Origin of the sequence: Streptomyces sp. NBC_00289 (assembly GCF_041435115.1) — a bacterium.
In the GTDB taxonomy this organism is placed as follows: Bacteria; Actinomycetota; Actinomycetes; order Streptomycetales; family Streptomycetaceae; genus Streptomyces.
Genome location: NZ_CP108046.1, coordinates 3,737,626 through 3,757,492 on the forward strand (window position 1 = coordinate 3,737,626; position 19,867 = coordinate 3,757,492).

Genomic DNA, 19,867 nt, shown 5'->3' on the forward strand with positions numbered 1-19,867 from the left:
AGCGGAAGAGGGCGGTTGCCGCCGTGTCGCCACAGTCCCCCAGTAACTCGAGCATCTCGACCGACGACCAAGCCGGGAAGAACCCCGCCGCGGCCTTCGGCCCCAACGAGTGGCTCGTCGACGAGATCTATCAGCAGTACCTCCAGGACCCGAATTCCGTAGACCGAGCCTGGTGGGACTTCTTCGCCGACTACAAGCCGGGCGCTCCTGCCGCCTCGGCCCCGGCGGGTACTGCGGCCGCGGGGGCCGCAGGGACCACCACCTCGGCCCCGGCCGCTCCCGCGCCCGCTGCTCCGGCCCCCGCGGCCGCCGCTCCGGCACCCGTGGTCCCGAAGCCCGCCGCCGCGGCTCCGGCTCCCGCCAAGGCCGCCGCTCCGGCGCCGGCCCCCGCGAAGCCGGCCGCCGCCGCCAAGCCGAAGGCCGCACCCGCCGCCGAGGGCCCGGAGCTGGTCCCGCTGCGCGGCCCCGCCGCCGCGGTGGCGAAGAACATGAACGCCTCGATCGAGGTGCCCACGGCCACGTCCGTGCGCGCGGTCCCGGTGAAGCTGCTCTTCGACAACCGCATCGTCATCAACAACCACCTGAAGCGCGCCCGGGGCGGGAAGATCTCCTTCACCCACCTCATCGGCTACGCGATGGTGCAGGCCATCAAGGCCATGCCGTCGATGAACCACTCCTTCGCGGAGAAGGACGGCAAGCCGACCCTGGTCAAGCCGGCCCACGTCAACTTCGGTCTCGCCATCGACCTGGTGAAGCCGAACGGGGACCGCCAGCTCGTCGTCGCCGGCATCAAGAAGGCCGAGACGCTGAACTTCTTCGAGTTCTGGCAGGCCTACGAGGACATCGTCCGCCGTGCCCGTGACGGCAAGCTGACGATGGACGACTTCACCGGTGTCACGGTCTCCCTGACCAACCCCGGCGGCCTCGGCACCGTGCACTCGGTCCCGCGTCTGATGCCCGGCCAGTCGGTCATCATGGGCGTCGGCTCGATGGACTACCCGGCGGAGTTCCAGGGCACGTCCCAGGACACCCTGAACAAGCTCGGCATCTCGAAGGTCATGACGCTCACGTCGACCTACGACCACCGGGTCATCCAGGGCGCCGCCTCCGGCGAGTTCCTGCGCATCGTCGCGAACCTCCTGCTCGGTGAGGGCGGTTTCTACGACGAGATCTTCGAGGCGCTGCGCATCCCCTACGAGCCGGTCCGCTGGCTCAAGGACATCGACGCCAGCCACGACGACGACGTCACCAAGGCCGCCCGCGTCTTCGAGCTGATCCACTCCTACCGGGTCCGCGGCCACGTCATGGCCGACACCGACCCGCTGGAGTACCGCCAGCGCAAGCACCCCGACCTGGACATCACCGAGCACGGGCTCACCCTGTGGGACCTGGAGCGGGAGTTCGCGGTCGGCGGCTTCGCCGGCAAGTCCCTGATGAAGCTGCGCGACATCCTCGGCGTGCTGCGCGACTCGTACTGCCGCACCACCGGCGTCGAGTTCATGCACATCCAGGACCCGAAGCAGCGCAAGTGGATCCAGGACCGGATCGAGCGCTCGCACTCCAAGCCGGAGCGCGAGGAGCAGCTGCGCATCCTGCGCCGTCTGAACGCGGCGGAGGCGTTCGAGACCTTCCTGCAGACGAAGTACGTCGGCCAGAAGCGCTTCAGCCTGGAGGGCGGCGAGTCCGTCATCCCGCTGCTCGACGCGGTCCTGGACTCGGCGGCGGAGTCCCGTCTGGACGAGGTCGTCATCGGCATGGCCCACCGCGGCCGCCTGAACGTGCTCGCCAACATCGTCGGCAAGTCGTACGCGCAGATCTTCCGCGAGTTCGAGGGCAACCTCGACCCGAAGTCGATGCACGGCTCCGGCGACGTGAAGTACCACCTGGGCGCCGAGGGAACCTTCACCGGACTGGACGGCGAGCAGATCAAGGTCTCGCTGGCCGCCAACCCCTCGCACCTGGAGGCGGTCGACCCGATCCTCGAGGGCATCGCCCGCGCCAAGCAGGACATCATCAACAAGGGCGGCACGGACTTCACGGTCCTGCCGGTCGCCCTGCACGGTGACGCGGCCTTCGCGGGCCAGGGCGTGGTGGCCGAGACCCTCAACATGTCGCAGCTGCGCGGTTACCGCACCGGCGGCACGGTCCACGTGGTCATCAACAACCAGGTCGGCTTCACCGCCGCCCCGGAGTCCTCCCGCTCGTCCATGTACGCCACCGACGTGGCCCGCATGATCGAGGCCCCGATCTTCCACGTGAACGGCGACGACCCCGAGGCCGTCGTGCGCGTCGCACGCCTGGCCTTCGAGTTCCGCCAGGCGTTCAACAAGGACGTGGTGATCGACCTCATCTGCTACCGCCGCCGCGGTCACAACGAGTCGGACAACCCGGCCTTCACCCAGCCGCTGATGTACGACCTGATCGACAAGAAGCGCTCGGTGCGCAAGCTCTACACCGAGTCCCTGATCGGTCGCGGCGACATCACCCTGGAAGAGGCCGAGCAGGCCCTGCAGGACTACCAGGGCCAGCTGGAGAAGGTCTTCACGGAGGTCCGCGAGGCCACCTCGCAGCCGCTGTCGCCGGCGCCCTCCGACCCGCAGGCCGAGTTCCCGGTCGCCGTGAACACCGCGGTGTCCACGGAGGTCGTGAAGCGGATCGCCGAGTCCCAGGTCAACATCCCCGACCACGTCACCGTCCACCCGCGGCTGCTGCCCCAGCTCCAGCGCCGGGCGTCGATGGTCGAGGACGGCACGATCGACTGGGGCATGGGCGAGACCCTCGCCATCGGCTCCCTCCTCCTGGAGGGCGTCCCGGTCCGGCTCGCGGGCCAGGACTCGCAGCGTGGCACGTTCGGCCAGCGTCACGCGGTGCTGATCGACCGTGCGACGGGCGAGGACTTCACCCCGCTGCTGTACCTGTCCGAGGACCAGGCGCGCCTGAACGTCTACAACTCCCTGCTGTCGGAGTACGCGGCGATGGGCTTCGAGTACGGCTACTCGCTGGCCCGCCCCGACGCGCTCGTCATGTGGGAGGCGCAGTTCGGCGACTTCGTCAACGGCGCGCAGACGGTCGTGGACGAGTTCATCTCCTCGGCGGAGCAGAAGTGGGGCCAGACGTCCGGCGTCACCCTGCTGCTCCCGCACGGCTACGAGGGCCAGGGCCCGGACCACTCCTCGGCCCGCCCGGAGCGGTTCCTCCAGCTCTGCGCCCAGAACAACATGACGGTCGCGACGCCGACGCTCCCGTCGAACTACTTCCACCTTCTGCGGTGGCAGGTGCACAACCCGCACCACAAGCCGCTGATCGTCTTCACCCCGAAGTCGATGCTGCGCCTCAAGGCGGCCGCGTCGAAGGCGGAGGAGTTCACCGACCAGCAGTTCCGCCCGGTCATCGGCGACGCGTCGGCCGACCCGGCCGCCGTCCGCAAGGTCGTCTTCTGCGCCGGCAAGGTCTACTACGACCTCGAGGCCGAGCGTCAGAAGCGCGGCGCCTCGGACCCCGCGGCCGCCGAGACGGCGATCATCCGCCTCGAGCGCCTGTACCCGCTGCCGGGTGCCGAGCTCCAGGCCGAGATCGCCAAGTACCCGAACGCCGAGAAGTACCTGTGGGCCCAGGAGGAGCCGGCGAACCAGGGTGCGTGGCCGTTCATCGCGCTCAACCTGATCGACCACCTCGACCTGGCGGTCGGCGCGGACGTGCCGCACGGGGAGCGGCTGCGCCGCATCTCGCGCCCGCACGGCTCCTCGCCGGCGGTGGGTTCGGCCAAGCGTCACCAGGCCGAGCAGGAGCAGCTGGTGCGTGAGGTGTTCGAGGCGTAGGCGCTGCCGCTGCGGGGTGCGTCGGCTGCGGTGCGCCCGCTGCGGCGGTGGTTGTCGGCTGCGGGTGCGTTGTGGCTGTCGCCAGTTCCCCGCGCCCCTTCGGGGCACGGTCGGCGGCGCATGATCGAGGGTCCGGCCCGAGTCGTGGTGACTCGGACCGGGCCCTTTGGCGTTCGTACGGCCTTACCCTGGAGGGCAGGGCGTGTTCACGGGAGCGAGCAGGGCTCGTCCCGTCCGTATCAGGAGCGAGAGTTGTACTTCACCGACCGAGGCATCGAAGAACTGGCGAAGCGGCGCGGCGAGGAGGAGGTCACCTTCGAGTGGCTCGCCGAGCAGCTGCGGACGTTCGTCGACCTGAACCCTGACTTCGAGGTGCCGGTGGAGCGGCTGGCGACGTGGCTGGCCCGGCTGGACGACGAGGACGAGGAGTAGGTCCTCGGCGGGGGCGCCGCGACCCCGGGCTTCCCGGTCCGCGTCGCCGTCCCCGCTCCCGTACGTTCCCGCGCGTGCCGCCTCGCCGCGATACGTGCCGCTGTGCGAGCCGCTCCGTACGAGCCGCCGTACATGCCGCAGGTCCCGGGGTCATCCGGGAGACCTGCCGCCCGTGTGATCCCGCTCCGGGGCGCCGTGCCGCCCCGTTCGAGCCCTCTTTCCGGCTTCGCCGTCCCCTGAACGGGTGTCTTGACTTTCGCGTGCCGCGATATATCGTGAATAGCGGAAGACGCGATATGGCGCGTTGCTACGGGAGGTCGCATCATGTCCGAGTGGTCCGTCGCAGAGCCCCGGAAGCTCACGTTCGACGAGCCCGTGAGGGAACTCCACGTACGCATCGTCAATGGCACGGTGAACGTCGTGGGCACCGACGAAGGTTCCGCCCGCCTCGAGATCTCCGAGATCGAGGGGCCGCCGCTGACGGTCAGCCAGGAGGGCGGCACGCTCACCGTGGCGTACGACGACCTGCCATGGCGGGGCTTTCTCAAGTGGCTCGACCGGAAGGGCTGGCGGCGCAGCGCGGTCGTCTCCCTGGCCGTGCCGGCCGACACCCGCGTCGAAGTGGGCGTCGTCGGCGCCGCGGCGGTCGTCTCCGGGCTGCGCGGGCCCTCCGTGGTGAAGGGGGTCACCGGCGACACGACCCTCGTCGCCCTGTCCGGCCCGGTCCGCGCGGACACGGTGTCGGGGAACCTGGAGGCCCAGGCCGTCACCGGCGACCTGCGGTTCAACTCCGTCTCCGGCGACCTCACCGTCGTCGAGGGCTCGGGCTCCTCCGTGCGGGCCGACTCGGTCAGCGGCTCCATGATCGTCGACCTCGACCCGGGCGGCCCCACCGACATCGGGCTGACCAGCGTCTCGGGCGAGATCGCCATCCGGCTGCCCGCGCCGGCGGACGCCGAGGTCGAGGCGAACACCGCGAGCGGCACGATCTCCAACGCCTTCGAGGGTCTCCGCGTGCACGGTCAGTGGGGCGCCCACAAGATCACCGGGCGGCTCGGCGCCGGCACCGGCAAACTCCGCGCGACGACCGTCTCCGGCTCCATCGCCCTGCTGCGCCGGCCGCCGGCGGAGGACGAGGAGACGGAACCGTGGGACACCGGCGATTCCGGTACGCGGACCGAGGGCGCCAAGTCGGCTGCCGACGACCCGGTGGGCGGGCCGCACGGCGATTCGGGGGACAATTCCGCTTCCGGCCCGGGCGAGGGTTCGACCAGCGCCCCGGCCGACGGCACGACCGACAAGAAGGTGCTCTGACATGCCCCCCGTCTTCGCCCACGGCCGCCTGCGCCTCTACCTGCTGAAGCTGCTCGACGAAGCCCCGCGCCACGGCTACGAGGTGATCCGACTCCTCGAGGAGCGCTTCCAGGGGTTGTACGCACCGTCGGCGGGCACCGTCTACCCGCGACTGGCCAAGCTGCAGGCCGAGGGTCTGGTCACCCACACCACCGAAGGCGGACGCAAGGTGTACGCCATCACGGACGCGGGCCGCGCCGAACTCGCCGACCGCAGCGGCGAACTGGCCGACCTGGAACTGGAGATCCGCGAGTCGGTCGCCGAACTGGCCGCGGAGATCCGTGCCGACGTGCGCGGCGCGGCGGGTGACCTGCGGCGCGAGATGCGGGCGGCGGCGACCGAGGCCCGACGCGGCGGCACCAAGGCCGGTCGCGGGCAGGACCTTCCCTTCGGGGACCTGGGCGAGCTCGGCGACAAGGAGGCCTGGCGCGCCGCGAAGGAGGAGATGCGCCGCGTCAAGCAGGAGTGGAAGGAACAGGCCCGGCGCGCCAAGGACGAGAGCCGGCGGGCCCGCGAGGAGGCCCAGCGGGCCCGCAACCAGGCCAAGGATGCGCAGGACCGGGCGCGGGCCCAGGCGCAGGAGGAGATGCAGCGCATCGCCCGGCGGGTCCAGGACCAGGTGCAGGACCACTTCGCACGGGGCGACTGGCCGACGGGGGTGCGGGAAGGACTGACCGAACTGGCCAAGGAGTTCGGAGAGTTCGGGAAGGACTACGGCAAGGAGTTCGGGAAGGACTTCGGCTTCGGACGCGGCAGCGCGGACAAGGCGGCACCGCGACCCGAGTACACGGACACCCCGGAGGACTTCCCGGCCGGGTTCGAACCCGCCTGGGCGCACGAGGACGCGGACTCCTCCGGCGACCCGGCCCGCGACCTGGACCGCCTGCTCGACCGCTTCCGGGACGACATCCGTGACGCGGCCCGGGACCACGGCGTCACCGCCGACCAGCTCCGCGACGCCCGCCGCCATCTCTCCTCGGCGGCGGCGCACATCGGGGCGCTGCTGCGCACGCCGAAGGTCTGAGCTCGGCCGCCTCCGGCAGCCGGCGGCACGTGGCCGCCGCGCCGGAGGTGCCGCACCCCCCGCTCTCCGGGGAGACCTGCTCAGCCCGCCTTCGCCTGCCCCTCGCCGTACAGGACCCGGGTGAGCGAGTCATACGTCACTCCGTGGTCGGCGAGGGCCTCGGCGGGGACGCCGGGGCGGGCGACCAGCGCCAGGAGAATGTGTTCGTCGCCGATGCTCCGTTCCCGGCGGGCGACGGCGACGCGCAGGGTCCCGACGAGCAGGTCCTTGGCGCTGCGGCCGAACGGCCGCCGTCCGGACCACCCGCCGAGCGCACCGCTCCTGACGCCGGCCGCCAGCGCCCCTTCGCCGTGGACCTCCTCCACCCTCGACACGATGTCCGACAGGTCGATGCCCAGCCCGGACAGCGCGTCCGCGTCGGCCCGCGAGAGGCCGCCTCGGCGGCGGGCCTCGGCCAGCTCCCCCACCAGCCCGTCACGCCCGCCGGGCGGCAGACCGAGCGAGGCCAGCGCGAACGAGCCGCGGCTGCCCTCCCGGTCGAGCAGCGCGAGCAACATGTGTGTCTCCTCGACCCGTTCCGCACCCTCCCGCTCGGCATGCCCCACCGCGCCCTCGACCACGGCGCGGGCATCCTTCGTGAACCGCTCGAACATCAATGCCTCCCGTACTTCTTGTGCACGGCCTGCCTGCTCACTCCGAGTTCCGCGGCGATCTCCTGCCACGACCAGCCCTGATGGCGCGCACTGCGCACCTGCACCGCCTCCAGCTGTTCCAGCAGCCTGCGCAGCGCCGCGACAGCGCGCAGCCCCACCCGGGGGTCGCGGTCGCCGGCCCGCTCGGCGAGATCCGTTGCTTCCGTCATGCTGTCAATCTAGGTTGACAGCACGGGGTTGTCAACCATGGTTGACGTGCGCCACACGCCGACGGCCGGCCCGGAAGACCGGACCGGCCGTGAGCCGAGACGAAGGCGCGGAGCGGAGGAACCGCTGCACCGCTAGGCGTTCGTGAGGACGATCTTGCCGAAGTGGTCCCCGCTCTCCATCCGCTGAAAGCCCTCGCGGGCGCGGTCGAGCGGGAGCACCTCGTCGATGACGGGGCGCACACCGGTGGCGGCACAGAAGGAGAGCAGGTCCTCCAGCTCGTCCTTGGTACCCATCGTCGAGCCGACCACCTTGAGCTCGAGGAAGAAGATCCGGGTCAGTTCGGCGTGCGCGGGCCGGTCGCCGCTCGTGGCGCCGGAGATGACGAGCGTCCCGCCGGGCCGCAGGGACTTCACCGAGTGCGACCAGGTGGCGGCACCGACGGTCTCGATGACGGCGTCCACGCGCTGCGGCAGCCGCGCGCCCGGCTCCACCGCCTCCACCGCGCCGAGCTCCAGGGCCCGCTTCCGCTTGGCCTCGTCCCGGCTGGTCGCGAAGACCCGCAGCCCGGCCGCCTTCCCCAGCACGATGGCCGCCGTGGCGACACCACCGCCGGCGCCCTGGACGAGGACGGAGTCACCGGGTCGTACACCGGCGTTCGTGAAGAGCATCCGGTACGCCGTCAGCCAGGCCGTGGGCAGACAGGCGGCCTCCGCGAAGGAGAGTTCCCTGGGCTTGGGAAGGAGGTTCCACGTCGGTACGGCGACCCGCTCGGCGAAGGTGCCCTGGTAGTGCTCGGTAAGGATGGAGCGGGGTTCCCGGGGGCCGACGCCGTGGCCGGTCTGGCCGATGACCGAGTGCAGGACGACCTCGTTGCCGTCCTCGTCGACACCGGCGGCGTCGCAGCCGAGGATCATCGGCAGTTTGTCCTCCGCGAGGCCCACGCCGCGCAGGGACCAGAGGTCGTGATGGTTGAGGGAGGCGGCCCTGACGTCGACGACACTCCAGCCGGCCCGGGCCTCGGGAGCCGGACGCTCTCCCAACTCGAGGCCGGCGAGCGGCTGGTCACGGTCGATCCGGGCGGCGTAGGCAGCGAACATGGCTCGACGATAGGCGCCGGGCACGGTGTTTTTGAACCGGGACGCCCTGTGACACATGCCCTCTTGCCTCCGGCCCGGACCACTCGATCAGCCGGACGGGCAGGTAAAAAAACGGCCCCGCCCAGAAGGACGGGGCCGTTTCGGTGAGCGTCAGCGGCGGGCGACACCCTCCGCGCGGGCGGCCGCGGCCACGGCCGCCGTCACCACGGGAGCGACCCGCTCGTCGAAGGGGGACGGGATGACGTAGTCCGCGGCGAGGTCGTCGCCCACGACGGAGGCCAGCGCCTCGGCCGCCGCGAGCTTCATGCCCTCGGTGATCCGGGAGGCCCGCACCTGCAGCGCGCCCGCGAAGATGCCCGGGAAAGCCAGCACGTTGTTGATCTGGTTCGGGAAGTCCGAGCGCCCGGTGGCGACGACGGCCGCGTACTTGTGGGCCACGTCCGGGTGCACCTCGGGGTTCGGGTTGGCCATGGCGAAGACGAAGGCCCCCTCCGCCATCGAGGCCACCGCCGGCTCCGGGACCGTACCGCCGGAGACGCCGATGAAGACGTCGGCGCCCTCCAGCGCCGCTTCCAGCGGGCCGGTGATCCCGGCCTTGTTGGTGAAGCCGGCGAGTTCGCGCTTGACCGAGGTCAGGTCGTCCCGGTCGGCGGACACGATGCCCTTGCGGTCCGCGACGGCGACATCTCCGATGCCGGCCTCGACCAGCATCTTCGCGATGGCGACACCGGCCGCGCCGGCGCCCGAGATCACCGCCCGCAGATCACCGAGACCCCGCCCGGTCAACCGCGCGGCGTTCCGCAGCGCGGCCAGTGTGACGACGGCCGTACCGTGCTGGTCGTCGTGGAAGACGGGGATGTCCAGCCGCTCCTGGAGCTTGCGCTCGATCTCGAAGCACCGCGGCGCCGAGATGTCCTCGAGGTTGATGCCGCCGAAGGAGGGGGCGAGGCGCACCACGGTCTCGACGATCTCATCGACTCCGGTGCAGGCCAGCGCGATGGGCACCGCGTCCACGCCGCCGAACTGCTTGAAGAGGATCGCCTTGCCCTCCATCACCGGAAGGGAGGCCTCGGGGCCGATGTCTCCGAGTCCGAGCACAGCCGTACCGTCCGTCACGACGGCGACGACGGAGGACTTCCACGTGTAGTCGTGGACGAGGTCCGGCTGCTCGGCGATCGCGCTGCACACCTTCGCGACGCCGGGCGTGTACGCCAGGGACAGGTCGTCCTTGTCGCGGATGGGCACGGTGGCCTGCACTGCCATCTTGCCGCCGCGGTGCAGCGCGAACGCGGGGTCGAAGGAATCGAGGGGCTCCGCCCCGCTGTCCTGGCCCGTATCGCTGTCGCTGCGAGGATTGACGATCTCCGCTGCCACTTTGTCTTACCCCTTAGGTCTTCATGGTTTGAGGGTGGCCACTCCTGGTTGAGAAGTGGGCGGGCACCGCGCACGGCCCGTGTCGTGTTGCGTGAGGGCTGTACGCGACGGGCGCGCCGCACACGCGCCCTGAGCCCCGGATGAGGGGTGTAAAGAACCTTCTTACCGGACGGACCGCGCGGCGACGAGTCCAATACGTGCAAGGTCACATCCCGGAGGTGACATTCCGGAAGGCGTCGGATGCTGACGGTGACACGAATCATGAGGAGATATCTGGACAAGTCCTCGAGAAGCGCTCGATGAGCGTCCGGAGCGTACGGTGAAGATCACAGGCTTTGCGCAAGTGAAGGTCGCATCCTGAGATGTACCGAAGATCTTCCGGCCGGAAGGACAGATTCCCGCAGAAGGTGCGGCCGTGATGTACCGACCTGGTGTGGTTCGGGGGTCACCCGTTATCCGATTTTGACATGCCGAGTCCCCTGAATGGTTCAGTCCGAATGGCAAGATGCCGTCATCACACGAGGTCGCGACACTCGAAGACGTGTGTTCTCGTCGACCCACGGCAACTGTCGACCCCGTCGGCAACCGCCGGCCCCATCGGCACTCCACCCATCCGCCGGAGGAACCCACCATGACCGCAAGCTCCACCCGTCGTACGACCGTCGCGCACTCCCGGACAGCCGCGGTCGGTGCGATCGCGGTCGCAGGCGCCCTGCTGCTCACCGCCTGTGGTGACCAGACGGACAAGAGCAGCAGCGACAGCACGTCGGAGTCGTCCGCGTCCGCCGCTCCGCTCGCCGGCAAGCTCCCCGCGGACATCAAGAGCGCCGGTGTCATCAAGGTGGGCTCCGACATCGCCTACCCGCCGGTCGAGTACATGGAGAGCGGCAAGGCCGTCGGTATCGACCCCGACATCGCCGACGCCCTCGGCAAGCAGCTCGGCGTGAAGTTCGACTTCCAGAACGGCAAGTTCGACCAGCTCATCGTCGGTCTGCAGTCCAAGCGGTTCAACGTGATCATGTCCGCGATGAACGACACCAAGGACCGCCAGGAGGGCGTCGACTCCGACACCGGCAAGAAGGTCGGCGACGGTATCGACTTCGTCGACTACTTCACCGCGGGCACCTCGATCCTGGTCCAGAAGGGCAACCCGAAGAACATCAAGTCCCTGGACGACCTGTGCGGCAAGGTCGTGGCCCTGCAGAAGGGCACCACGTCCGAGGGCATCGCCAAGGCCCAGAGCACGAAGTGCAAGGAGGACGGCAAGAAGGCGATCACGCTGCAGACCTTCGACACCGACCCCGAGGCGCTGCTCCGCCTGAAGCAGGGCGCGTCCGTCGCCGACCTGAACGACTTCCCGGTCGCCGCGTACAACGCGAAGACCTCGGGCGGCGGCAACGACTTCGAGGTCGTCGGCGAGCAGATCGAGGCCGGCCCCTACGGCATCGGCGTCAGCAAGTCGAACACCCAGCTGCGCGACGCCCTGCAGGCGGCGATGAGCGCGATCATCGAGAACGGCGAGTACAAGAAGATCCTGGAGAAGTGGAACGTCACGGACGGCGCGGTGACCGAGGCCAAGATCAACGGCGGCTCCTGACCCTGCCTGACGTACCACTGAAGGGCAGTCACTGTGACTGACATTGTCGACAAGGTTCCGGCGCCGTCGGTGCCGCCGGAGCAGATCAAGGCCATCCCGGTGCGCCACTACGGCCGCTGGGTGGCCGGTGCGGCGGTCATCGCCGTCCTGGTGCTGATCGGGATCGCGTTCTCCAACGCGAACATCAACTACGACATCATCCCGGACTACCTGACGGACGACCTGATCCTGTCCGGCGTCTGGCACACGCTGTACATCTCCGTGCTCGCCATGGTGCTGGGTCTCGTCCTGGGCGTGATCCTCGCGGTGATGCGGATGTCGTCCAACCCGGTCACCAGCACGGTGTCCTGGTTGTACATCTGGTTCTTCCGCGGGACCCCGGTGCTGGTGCAGCTGCTGCTCTGGTACAACATCGCCCTCGTGTTCCCCATGCTCAACCTGGGGTTCTACAAGGACGAGATGAACGACGTGATGACGCCGTTCCTCGCGGCGCTGCTCGGCCTGGGCCTCAACGAGGCCGCGTACATGTCCGAGATCGTCCGGGCCGGCATCCAGTCGGTCGACGAGGGGCAGACGGAGGCCTCGCACGCGCTGGGCATGACGCAGGCCAAGACGCTGCGACGGGTGATCCTTCCGCAGGCCATGCGCGTGATCGTGCCGCCGACCGGCAACGAGTTCATCAACATGCTGAAGACCTCGTCGCTCGCCTACGCGGTCCAGTTCAACGAACTGATCAAACGGTCCACGGACGTCTCCAGCACCTCGTTGGCCGTCGTCGAGCTGTATTTCGTGGCGTCGATCTGGTACCTGATCCTGACCAGCGTCTTCAGCGTCTTCCAGTACTACCTGGAGCGCCGTTACGCCCGCGGTTCGATGCGCACCCTGCCGCCGACCCCGTTGCAGCGCCTGCGGAAGAACCTCCGTCTGTTCGCTTCCTTCCGCCGCCCGGAGGTGACCCGATGAGCGGTCTCAGCAAGGACCTCACCCCGAGCCCGAGTGGCCACCCCATGGTCAAGGCCGAGGGGGTGCACAAGTCCTTCGGGCTCGCGCACATCCTCAAGGGCATCGACCTGGAGGTGAACGCGCGTGAGGTGTTCTGCCTGATCGGCCCGTCCGGCTCCGGCAAGTCCACCTTCCTGCGGTGCATCAACCACCTGGAGAAGATCAGCGCCGGCCGGCTGTCGGTCGACGGCGACCTGGTCGGCTACCGGCAGAGGGGCGACAAGCTCTACGAGCTCAAGGAGAAGGAAGTGGCCGCGCAGCGGCGGGACATCGGCATGGTGTTCCAGCGCTTCAACCTCTTCCCCCACATGACGGCGCTCGAGAACGTCATGGAGGCGCCGCTCCAGGTCAAGGGCGAGACGAAGGCCGTCGCCCGGGAGCGGGCGCAGCGGCTGCTGGACCGGGTGGGCCTCGGCGAGCACAAGGACCACTACCCCTCACGGCTCTCCGGCGGTCAGCAGCAGCGGGTCGCCATCGCCCGCGCGCTGGCGATGGAGCCGAAGCTGATGCTCTTCGACGAGCCGACCTCGGCGCTCGACCCGGAGCTGGTCGGCGAGGTCCTCGACGTCATGCGGGACCTCGCGGAGGACGGCATGACGATGATCGTCGTCACGCACGAGATGGGCTTCGCCCGTGAGGTCGGCGACTCGCTGGTCTTCATGGACGACGGTGTGGTGGTCGAGTCCGGCCATCCGCGCGACGTCCTGACGGACCCGCAGCACGACCGGACGAAGTCGTTCCTGTCCAAGGTGCTCTAGCGCCACCTGCGAGAGGGGCGGTACGAGATCCTCGTACCGCCCCTTTCGCATGTGCCGGGTGCCGCGTCGGTCCTACTTGAGCGCCAGCAGCAGCGTGTCCGACGGCGAGCACCACACGGGCCGGGCCTCGGCGAAGCCCCGCTCGCGCAGTACGCGCGCGTGCCAGGCGGCGGAGGGCGTGTCGCCTTCGGCGTGCTCGCCGTAGATCTCGAAGCGGCGCGCGGTCGGTTCGGCGAGAACGGGGTCCTGGGCGGCGAGCTGCCACCATTGGGCCCAGTCGAGGGCGCCCTCGCCTCGGGCCTGGTCCATGAGGGCGTGGCGCCGGGCCCGTTCGGCCGCGTTGATCCGGGGCGTCGTGTCGTCGGTCATGTGGTCGGCGTTCATGAAGACACCGCCGTCGCGGACGAGTCCGGCGACCTGACCGTAGAGGGCCGTGAGGGGTTCGCTGTGCAGCCAGTGCAGGGCCGTGGCGGTCAGGACGGCGTCGTACGAGTCGTACGGCAGTCTCGCCGGCCAGTCCGGGTCCTGGAGGTCGGCGGTGACGAGGGAAACCCGCCCGTCGCCCGCGAAGGTGCCCTCGGCGATGGCGAGGAGCGCCGGGTCGAGGTCGACACCGGTGCTGGTGGCGTCCGGGAGGCGGGCGAGCAGCCGGGCCGTGATGCTGCCGGTGCCGCAGGCGAGGTCCAGGACGCGCGGCGCGGGGCCGGCGAGGGCCTCGACCATGTCGAGCATGATGCGGAACCGCTCCTCGCGGTCGGGCATGTACGACTCCTGCTGGCGGTCCCAGCTCTCCTGCCAGGCGTGCCAGTCGGTTCCGGTACCGGTGGTCATGGAAGCCCTCGTTTCGGTCGCCCACGTAATACCCTGAAAGCACGATCAGCTGTTACCCGACCGCACCACGACGATAGAACGCCTCCGTAAGGACTACAAGTGGAACTGGCCTATTACTCGGACTACGCCGTCCGTCTCGTCAACAGCGAGGACCCGGCCCGGGGCAAGGACTCGCTGACCTCGGTCGAGGCCGTCCGCGACCTGTTCGGCGGCAACTCGTCGGCGGCCCGCCGCGCCACCGACGCGGACGTGACGCGGTTCCGCTCGGTCCGGGGCCGGCTGCGCTCCGTCTTCGAGGCGGCGGACCAGGGCGACGAGACGCTCGCGGTGGATCTGCTGAACTCCCTGCTGCTGGAGTTCCCGGTGAGCCCGCAGATCTCCGGCCACGACTTCCGGGACGACGAGGGCCGTCCGCTGTGGCACATGCACCTGGCCGACCACCCGTCGAACGCGACCGCCGGCTTCGCGGCGATCGCCGCGATGGGCCTGGCCTTCCATCTGACCGAGCACGGCGTGGACCGCCTCGGCCTGTGCGAGGCGGCCCCGTGCCGCAACGCCTACCTGGACACCTCGACCAACCGCTCCCGGCGCTACTGCTCCGACCGCTGCGCGACCCGCGCGAACGTCGCGGCCTACCGCGCCCGCAAGCGCCTGGAGACGGACCGCTCCCAGAAGACGGGCCTGGCGGCCGACAGCGCCCAGCGCAGCACCGCGAGCGGCGAGCGCTGATCGGCACCGAGCGGCCGGTAGCGGAAACGGACCTTCCCGAGGATCAGGTCGTCGGGCACGACGCCGTAGTCGTTGCTGTCGCTCCCGGCGAACGAGTTGTCCGCGAGCACCCACCAGCCGCCCTCGCGCCGCTCCACGGCCCGCTTGACGATGAGCAGGTCCTGCTGGAAGGGATGGCGCAGGACGACGACGTCACCGGGCCTGATCCGGCCCCCGTGCCGCACCAGGAGCCAGTCGCCCTGGTACAGCGTGGGCACCATCGACGGCCCGGTCACCTCGAACCGTCCGAAGGGCTGCACCGCCCTCCCCCGCTCGGTCTCCTGCGACAGCTCCGGCATCCCCGGCACCTCCCCGGTCCGTTCCTCCACCAGTCTCAGTCTGACCCTGGACTTTTGTCCTAAGCCCATGGGGGCACTCGCGAAATCCACTCCCCCAGGGAGTAATGTCCCACCTGAGAAGACGATCACGAGGAAGGAACGCTCCATGCTTTCCCGCCTGTTTGCCCCCAAGGTCAAGGTCAGCGCGCACTGCGACCTGCCCTGCGGTGTGTACGACCCGGCCCAGGCCCGCATCGAGGCGGAGTCGGTGAAGGCCGTGCAGGAGAAGATGGCCGCCAACGACGACCCGCACTTCCAGGCGCGCGCCACGGTCATCAAGGAGCAGCGCGCCGAGCTCGCGAAGCACCACGTCTCGGTGCTCTGGAGCGACTACTTCAAGCCCCCGCACTTCGAGAAGTACCCGGAGCTGCACCAGCTGGTCAACGACGCCCTGAAGGCCCTCTCGGCCGCCAAGGCGTCCACCGACCCGGCCACGGGCCAGAAGGCTCTGGACTACATCGCCCAGATCGACAAGATCTTCTGGGAGACGAAGAAGGCCTGACGTCTGTCAGCCTCCGCGGACCCGCGACCGGTGCACCGTCGCAGGCCCACGGGCATCCCGAAGGGGCCCGGCCGATCCGTCGGCCGGGCCCCTTCGGCGTTCGGGCACGAACACGCGTCCGCGTGGCGGGGATCGTGCGATGCTGTCGTGATGGTGACCACGGAGGACCTGGTCCGCCTGCGGCGGGCGCGTGACCGGATGAACCGCGAGTACGCGCAGCCTCTCGACGTGGCCGCGCTCGCCGGTACCGCGCTGATGTCGCCGGGCCACTTCCAGCGCAGCTTCCGCGCGGCGTTCGGCGAGACGCCCTACAGCTACCTCATGACCCGCCGTGTCGAACGGGCCAAGGCCCTGCTGCGCCGCGGTGACCTGACCGTCACGGAGGTGTGCATGGAGGTCGGCTGTACCTCCCTGGGCTCCTTCAGCTCCCGCTTCACCGAACTGGTCGGCGAGACCCCGAGCGCCTACCGGGCCCGCTCGCACGAGGCGGGGGCGTCGATCCCGGCCTGCGTGGCGCGCACGTTCACCCGGCCCAGGCGGACGGCGAAGCCGGCTCCGTGGGCCTAGGGCCAGGAAGCCGGCTCTGTGGCCCCAGTGCCTGTCGGCCGGGCGACGCGAAATGCCGGACGCGGCCTTAGCCTGCGGTCATGGACATCAAACTCAGGCAGTGCTTCATCGCCGTCGACGACCACGACAAGGCGATCACCTTCTACCGTGACGTCCTGGGCATGGAGGTGCGCAACGACGTCGGGTTCGAGGGCATGCGGTGGGTGACCGTCGGGTCGCCCTTGCAGCCCGACGTGGAGATCGTGCTGGAGCCGCCGGCGGCGAACCCCGACGCCTCCCCCGCGGACCGGGAGGCGATGGCCCAGCTGCTGGCCAAGGGGATGCTGCGCGGGGTCAACTTCACCACCGCCGACTGCGACGCCCTCTACGCGCGCGTGCAGGAGTCCGGCGCCGACGTCCTCCAGGAGCCGATGGACCAGCCGTACGGGGTCCGCGACTGCGCGTTCCGCGATCCCGCCGGGAACATGCTGCGCTTCATGGAGCGGGACGGCGACTGACACCGGGACCGGCCGCGGCAGGTCACCCACCTACGATCACGGCATGAGCATCCGCTGGACGTACGCCTTCGTCGACCGGCCGGCCGGCCTCCTCGACCGGGCCGGTGAGTTCTGGACGGCCGTCACGGACACGCGGCTGTCCGCGCCCCGGGGTGAGCGGGGCGAGTTCGCCACTCTCGTGCCGGACGCGGCCGACGCCTGCGTGAAGATCCAGGGCGTCGACGACAAGGACGGCGGCGCCCACCTCGACCTCGCCGTCGACGACGTACCCGGGTTCGTGGGGACGGCGCTCGAACTCGGGGCGTCGCTCGCCGGGGAACACGACGGGTGGGCCGTACTGCGGTCTCCCGCCGGGCAGTTGTTCTGTGCCGTGCCCTGGCACGGGGAGTCGGCCCGCCCGCCCGTGACGCACGGCAGCCGGCTCGACCAGGTCTGCCTCGACACGCCGCCCTCCGCCTACGAGGCCGAAGTCGCCTTCTGGAGCCGGCTGACGGCCGGCTGGGAGTCGCTGCCGGGCTCGCTCGCCGAGTTCCACGTGGTCAAGCCGCCGCCCGGGCTGCCGATCCGTATCCTCCTCCAGCGCCTCGGCGAGGAGCGGCCCGCCACCGCCCACCTCGACCTGGCCTGCGCGGACATCGAGGCGACCCGCGCCGACCACGAGCGACTCGGCGCACAGCTCGTCGCCCGGGGCCGCCACTGGACGGTGATGCGCGACCCGGCGGGCGGTACGTACTGCCTGACCGGCCGCGACCCGGAGACGGGCGGGCTCCCCCGCGCAGCCCGCTAACGGAGCGTCGCGTACGCGCAGAGGACGGCGTTCGGCTCTTCCCGGGGCTCCGGGGAAACGCCGGGGCCCGGGCACTCGCTGTCGTCCACGTCCAGCCGGAGCAGCGGCGCCGCCGGATCCGCGGTCTCCTGTCGGCCGTGCCTGCCGGTGGCCGGCGGCGGCTCGGTCGAGTCCTGGAGCCACAGGGTGAGTCCGCCGCCGACGGCCACCGTCACCGCCCACACCACCAGCGCCCACCGCCACATCCGCCGACGGCGCTCTCCCCCGTCCGGCGTCACACCCAGTCCTCCACGTCGACCACGGCGTCCACCGCGATCGGCCCGTACACGTGCGGGAACCGCTCGCCGCCGGGCTCGGGTGCCTCGTAGCGCACCTCGGCGTCGAGCCGCGCGGGGTCCACGACCAGCACCACCAGGTCCTCGGGCCCGTCGGGGGAGCCGTACAGGAAAGCGGCCACGCGCGGGAGCTGGTCTCGGGTCGAGCAGTGGATGAAGCCCTCCTCCCGGAGGGTGCGACCGCGGGTCGACATCTCGTACGCGCCCCGGGTGCGCGCCGCGTCCCACAGGGAGCGTTCGGTGATGTGCAGGATGTGTTCCGGTTCGGACATGCGTTCACGCTACGGCCTCGAGCGGGCAGCCCGCGCCTGCAAATAGCGCCGTTCCGGCAGGCTCAGGGTCCTGGCGGCCGCCGACTCGTAGGCGGCGCGGGCCTCTTCGTACGCACCGGCCCGCTCCAGCAGATGACCGCGGACCGCGTCCAGCCGGTGCCCGCCGCTCAACTCTGTCTCCAGTTCTCCCAGTTCGGCGAGGCCTGCCTGCGGGCCGTGGACCATGGCGACGGCGACGGCGCGGCCGAGGCGTTCCACGGGACCGGGCACGAGGCCCACCAGCACGTCGTACAGGCCGAGGATCTCGCGCCAGTCGGTGGCCTCCGCGGACGCGGCCTCGTCGTGCACGGCCGCGATGGCGGCACGGATCTGGTAGGGGCCCGCGCGGCCTTCGCCGAGCGCGCCGGTGACCAGCGCGACGCCCTCCTCGATCGCGGCCCTGTCCCAGCGGTCGCGGTCCTGTTCGTCGAGCGGCACGAGTTCGCCGTGCGGTCCGGTGCGCGCGTCGCGGCGGGCGTCGGTGAGCACCATCAGCGCGAGCAGACCGGTCACCTCGCAGTCGTCGGGGAGCAGCCGGTGGACCGTGCGGGTCAGCCGGATCGCCTCGCGTGCGAGGTCACGGCGCTGAAGGCTGGGTCCGGAGGTCGCCGTGTAGCCCTCGTTGAACATCAGGTAGAGGATGTGCAGGACCGCGGGCAGCCGCTGCTCCCAGTGGTCCGGCCGGCCGAAGCGCACGCCTCGCACCTTCTGCTTGGCCCGGCTGATGCGCTGCGCCATGGTCGCCTCGGGGACCAGGTGCGCGCGGGCGATCTCCGCCGTCGTCAGGCCGCCGACCGCGCGCAGCGTGAGCGCGATCCGCGCGGGCGGGGTCAGGTCCGGGTGGCAGCAGAGGAAGAGCAGCGAGAGCGTGTCGTCCTCGCGAGGAGCCCGGTCGGCACCCGGCGGCGGGGCCGTGAACGCGTCGCGCGGTGTGAGCGCCGCCGCCCTCTCCTCCCGCGCCCGCCGCGCGGCCTCCGCGCGCAGGCTGTCCGTCAGCCGCCGCGAGGCGACCCTGATGAGCCAGCCGCGCGGATTGTCCGGCACGCCGGCCGCGGGCCACTGCCGGGCCGCCGCGAGCAGCGCCTCCTGTACGGCGTCCTCGGCGGCGTCGAAGTGCCCGTACCGCCTGACCAGCGCACCGAGGACCTGGGGCGCGTTGCGGCGCAGCAGGTCCTCGGTGTCGGCGGGACCGTGGCTCATATGTCCCCGGCACCGTCCATGATCGGACGGATCACGACCGGGTAGTTGGTGAGCCCCTCGGGACCGGGGCACCGGGTGACCCGCTCGGCGATCTCGGTGACCCGCTCGAGGCTCTCGCACTCCACGACCCAGTAGCCCGCCATCAGCTCCTTGGTCTCGCTGTACGGCCCGTCGGTGATCACGGCCCTGCCGTCCTCGCCGAGGGTGACCTGGCGGGTCTGCGCGGGCTCCGCGAGGCCCTGCGCGTCGACCAGCTCGCCCTTCTCGGACAGGTCGTCGCTGATCGCGCCCATGTAGGCGTACATGGCCTGCAGTTCCTGCTCGCTCCAGGCCGGGGCGCCCGGGGACGCCTTGCCGCGCATCGACTCGTAGTCCGCCTGTGTGCCCTGCACCATGACCAGATACTTCATGAC

22 protein-coding genes are annotated in these 19,867 nt (G+C 70.5%); 12 read left to right on the top strand and 10 right to left on the bottom strand.

All coding sequences use genetic code 11. From position 1 onward, the window contains the following. The first annotated feature begins 23 nt into the window (after nucleotides 1-23). The 4 genes from OG985_RS16910 to OG985_RS16925 all read left to right on the top strand — a co-directional run bounded on the left by OG985_RS16910 (nucleotide 24) and on the right by OG985_RS16925 (nucleotide 6,627). Complete coding sequence (locus OG985_RS16910) at nucleotides 24-3,818, top strand: multifunctional oxoglutarate decarboxylase/oxoglutarate dehydrogenase thiamine pyrophosphate-binding subunit/dihydrolipoyllysine-residue succinyltransferase subunit (RefSeq protein WP_371669169.1); 3,795 nt, start codon at nucleotides 24-26, stop codon at nucleotides 3,816-3,818. Between the two features lie 252 nt (nucleotides 3,819-4,070). Beyond that, a complete protein-coding gene (locus tag OG985_RS16915) occupies nucleotides 4,071-4,250 on the top strand; it encodes a DUF6104 family protein (protein ID WP_371669170.1) in 180 nt (59 codons plus the stop codon). A 324-nt stretch (nucleotides 4,251-4,574) separates the two neighbouring features. Further along, nucleotides 4,575-5,564 (top strand): DUF4097 domain-containing protein, encoded by a 990-nt coding sequence (locus OG985_RS16920; RefSeq protein ID WP_371669171.1) that lies wholly within the window; start codon nucleotides 4,575-4,577, stop codon nucleotides 5,562-5,564. A gap of 1 nt (nucleotide 5,565) precedes the next feature. Further along, on the top strand, nucleotides 5,566-6,627 hold the full coding sequence (locus OG985_RS16925) for a helix-turn-helix transcriptional regulator (protein WP_371669172.1): 1,062 nt from the start codon (nucleotides 5,566-5,568) through the stop codon (nucleotides 6,625-6,627). Between the two features lie 80 nt (nucleotides 6,628-6,707). Here OG985_RS16925 and OG985_RS16930 read toward each other — a convergent pair whose 3' ends face one another. From OG985_RS16930 to OG985_RS16945, 4 genes are all read right to left on the bottom strand, one after another. Continuing rightward, nucleotides 6,708-7,280: a Clp protease N-terminal domain-containing protein gene (locus OG985_RS16930; protein WP_371669173.1), complete on the bottom strand. Its 573-nt coding sequence runs from the start codon at nucleotides 7,278-7,280 to the stop codon at nucleotides 6,708-6,710. Next, a complete protein-coding gene (locus tag OG985_RS16935) occupies nucleotides 7,280-7,489 on the bottom strand; it encodes a helix-turn-helix domain-containing protein (RefSeq protein WP_030038196.1) in 210 nt (69 codons plus the stop codon). The genes OG985_RS16930 and OG985_RS16935 overlap by 1 nt, the downstream gene beginning before the upstream one ends. Nucleotides 7,490-7,621: 132 nt before the next feature. Next, on the bottom strand, nucleotides 7,622-8,587 hold the full coding sequence (locus tag OG985_RS16940) for a zinc-binding dehydrogenase (RefSeq protein ID WP_371669174.1): 966 nt from the start codon (nucleotides 8,585-8,587) through the stop codon (nucleotides 7,622-7,624). 150 nt (nucleotides 8,588-8,737) lie between these two features. After that, complete coding sequence (locus OG985_RS16945) at nucleotides 8,738-9,961, bottom strand: NADP-dependent malic enzyme (protein ID WP_371669175.1); 1,224 nt, start codon at nucleotides 9,959-9,961, stop codon at nucleotides 8,738-8,740. A 631-nt stretch (nucleotides 9,962-10,592) separates the two neighbouring features. On the opposite strand from OG985_RS16945, the gene OG985_RS16950 reads away from it, so the two are divergent. From OG985_RS16950 to OG985_RS16960, 3 genes are read left to right on the top strand one after another with little or no spacing between them, the layout of a single operon-like run. Continuing rightward, nucleotides 10,593-11,558, top strand: a complete 966-nt coding sequence (locus OG985_RS16950) for an ABC transporter substrate-binding protein (RefSeq protein ID WP_371669176.1) — start codon at nucleotides 10,593-10,595, stop codon at nucleotides 11,556-11,558. Between the two features lie 33 nt (nucleotides 11,559-11,591). Continuing rightward, on the top strand, nucleotides 11,592-12,521 hold the full coding sequence (locus OG985_RS16955; RefSeq protein ID WP_371669177.1) for an amino acid ABC transporter permease: 930 nt from the start codon (nucleotides 11,592-11,594) through the stop codon (nucleotides 12,519-12,521). Then, on the top strand, nucleotides 12,518-13,318 hold the full coding sequence (locus OG985_RS16960; protein WP_371669178.1) for an amino acid ABC transporter ATP-binding protein: 801 nt from the start codon (nucleotides 12,518-12,520) through the stop codon (nucleotides 13,316-13,318). Before OG985_RS16955 ends, OG985_RS16960 begins: the two co-directional genes overlap by 4 nt. 72 nt (nucleotides 13,319-13,390) lie before the next feature. On the opposite strand, the gene OG985_RS16965 is transcribed toward OG985_RS16960, so the two are convergent. Further along, nucleotides 13,391-14,149 (bottom strand): trans-aconitate 2-methyltransferase, encoded by a 759-nt coding sequence (locus tag OG985_RS16965; protein ID WP_371669179.1) that lies wholly within the window; start codon nucleotides 14,147-14,149, stop codon nucleotides 13,391-13,393. A gap of 99 nt (nucleotides 14,150-14,248) precedes the next feature. Here OG985_RS16965 and OG985_RS16970 point away from each other — a divergent pair, with 99 nt between their 5' ends. Further along, nucleotides 14,249-14,878 carry an ABATE domain-containing protein gene (locus OG985_RS16970; protein ID WP_371669180.1) on the top strand — a complete coding sequence of 210 codons (630 nt, stop codon included), beginning with the start codon at nucleotides 14,249-14,251 and terminating at the stop codon, nucleotides 14,876-14,878. Here OG985_RS16970 and sodX read toward each other — a convergent pair. Beyond that, complete coding sequence (gene sodX / locus OG985_RS16975) at nucleotides 14,782-15,216, bottom strand: nickel-type superoxide dismutase maturation protease (protein ID WP_371674396.1); 435 nt, start codon at nucleotides 15,214-15,216, stop codon at nucleotides 14,782-14,784. The genes OG985_RS16970 and sodX overlap by 97 nt on opposite strands. 145 nt (nucleotides 15,217-15,361) lie before the next feature. On the opposite strand from sodX, the gene sodN reads away from it, so the two are divergent. The 4 genes from sodN (at nucleotide 15,362) to OG985_RS16995 (ending at nucleotide 17,608) form a co-directional block, all read left to right on the top strand. Then, the gene (gene sodN / locus OG985_RS16980; RefSeq protein ID WP_020123534.1) at nucleotides 15,362-15,757 is read left to right on the top strand and encodes a superoxide dismutase, Ni; all 396 of its coding nucleotides are present in this window, start codon (nucleotides 15,362-15,364) and stop codon (nucleotides 15,755-15,757) included. 153 nt (nucleotides 15,758-15,910) lie between these two features. Further along, nucleotides 15,911-16,324: a helix-turn-helix transcriptional regulator gene (locus OG985_RS16985; RefSeq protein ID WP_371674397.1), complete on the top strand. Its 414-nt coding sequence runs from the start codon at nucleotides 15,911-15,913 to the stop codon at nucleotides 16,322-16,324. Between the two features lie 80 nt (nucleotides 16,325-16,404). Further along, nucleotides 16,405-16,821 carry a VOC family protein gene (locus OG985_RS16990; RefSeq protein ID WP_371669181.1) on the top strand — a complete coding sequence of 139 codons (417 nt, stop codon included), beginning with the start codon at nucleotides 16,405-16,407 and terminating at the stop codon, nucleotides 16,819-16,821. Between the two features lie 43 nt (nucleotides 16,822-16,864). Next, nucleotides 16,865-17,608: a VOC family protein gene (locus OG985_RS16995; protein ID WP_371669182.1), complete on the top strand. Its 744-nt coding sequence runs from the start codon at nucleotides 16,865-16,867 to the stop codon at nucleotides 17,606-17,608. Here the strand turns inward: OG985_RS16995 and OG985_RS17000 are convergent. The 4 genes from OG985_RS17000 to OG985_RS17015 are packed head-to-tail and all read right to left on the bottom strand — an operon-like array spanning nucleotide 17,605 to nucleotide 19,864. Continuing rightward, on the bottom strand, nucleotides 17,605-17,886 hold the full coding sequence (locus tag OG985_RS17000; protein ID WP_371669183.1) for a hypothetical protein: 282 nt from the start codon (nucleotides 17,884-17,886) through the stop codon (nucleotides 17,605-17,607). The two genes, OG985_RS16995 and OG985_RS17000, sit on opposite strands and share 4 nt — an antisense overlap. Continuing rightward, the gene (locus tag OG985_RS17005; protein WP_371669184.1) at nucleotides 17,883-18,215 is read right to left on the bottom strand and encodes a DUF952 domain-containing protein; all 333 of its coding nucleotides are present in this window, start codon (nucleotides 18,213-18,215) and stop codon (nucleotides 17,883-17,885) included. The genes OG985_RS17000 and OG985_RS17005 overlap by 4 nt, the downstream gene beginning before the upstream one ends. 9 nt (nucleotides 18,216-18,224) lie before the next feature. Further along, entirely contained in the window at nucleotides 18,225-19,454 is a 1,230-nt protein-coding gene (locus OG985_RS17010; protein ID WP_371669185.1) for an RNA polymerase sigma factor, read from the bottom strand. Then, nucleotides 19,451-19,864, bottom strand: a complete 414-nt coding sequence (locus OG985_RS17015; RefSeq protein ID WP_371669186.1) for a YciI family protein — start codon at nucleotides 19,862-19,864, stop codon at nucleotides 19,451-19,453. The genes OG985_RS17010 and OG985_RS17015 overlap by 4 nt, the downstream gene beginning before the upstream one ends. Nucleotides 19,865-19,867: the final 3 nt, after the last annotated feature.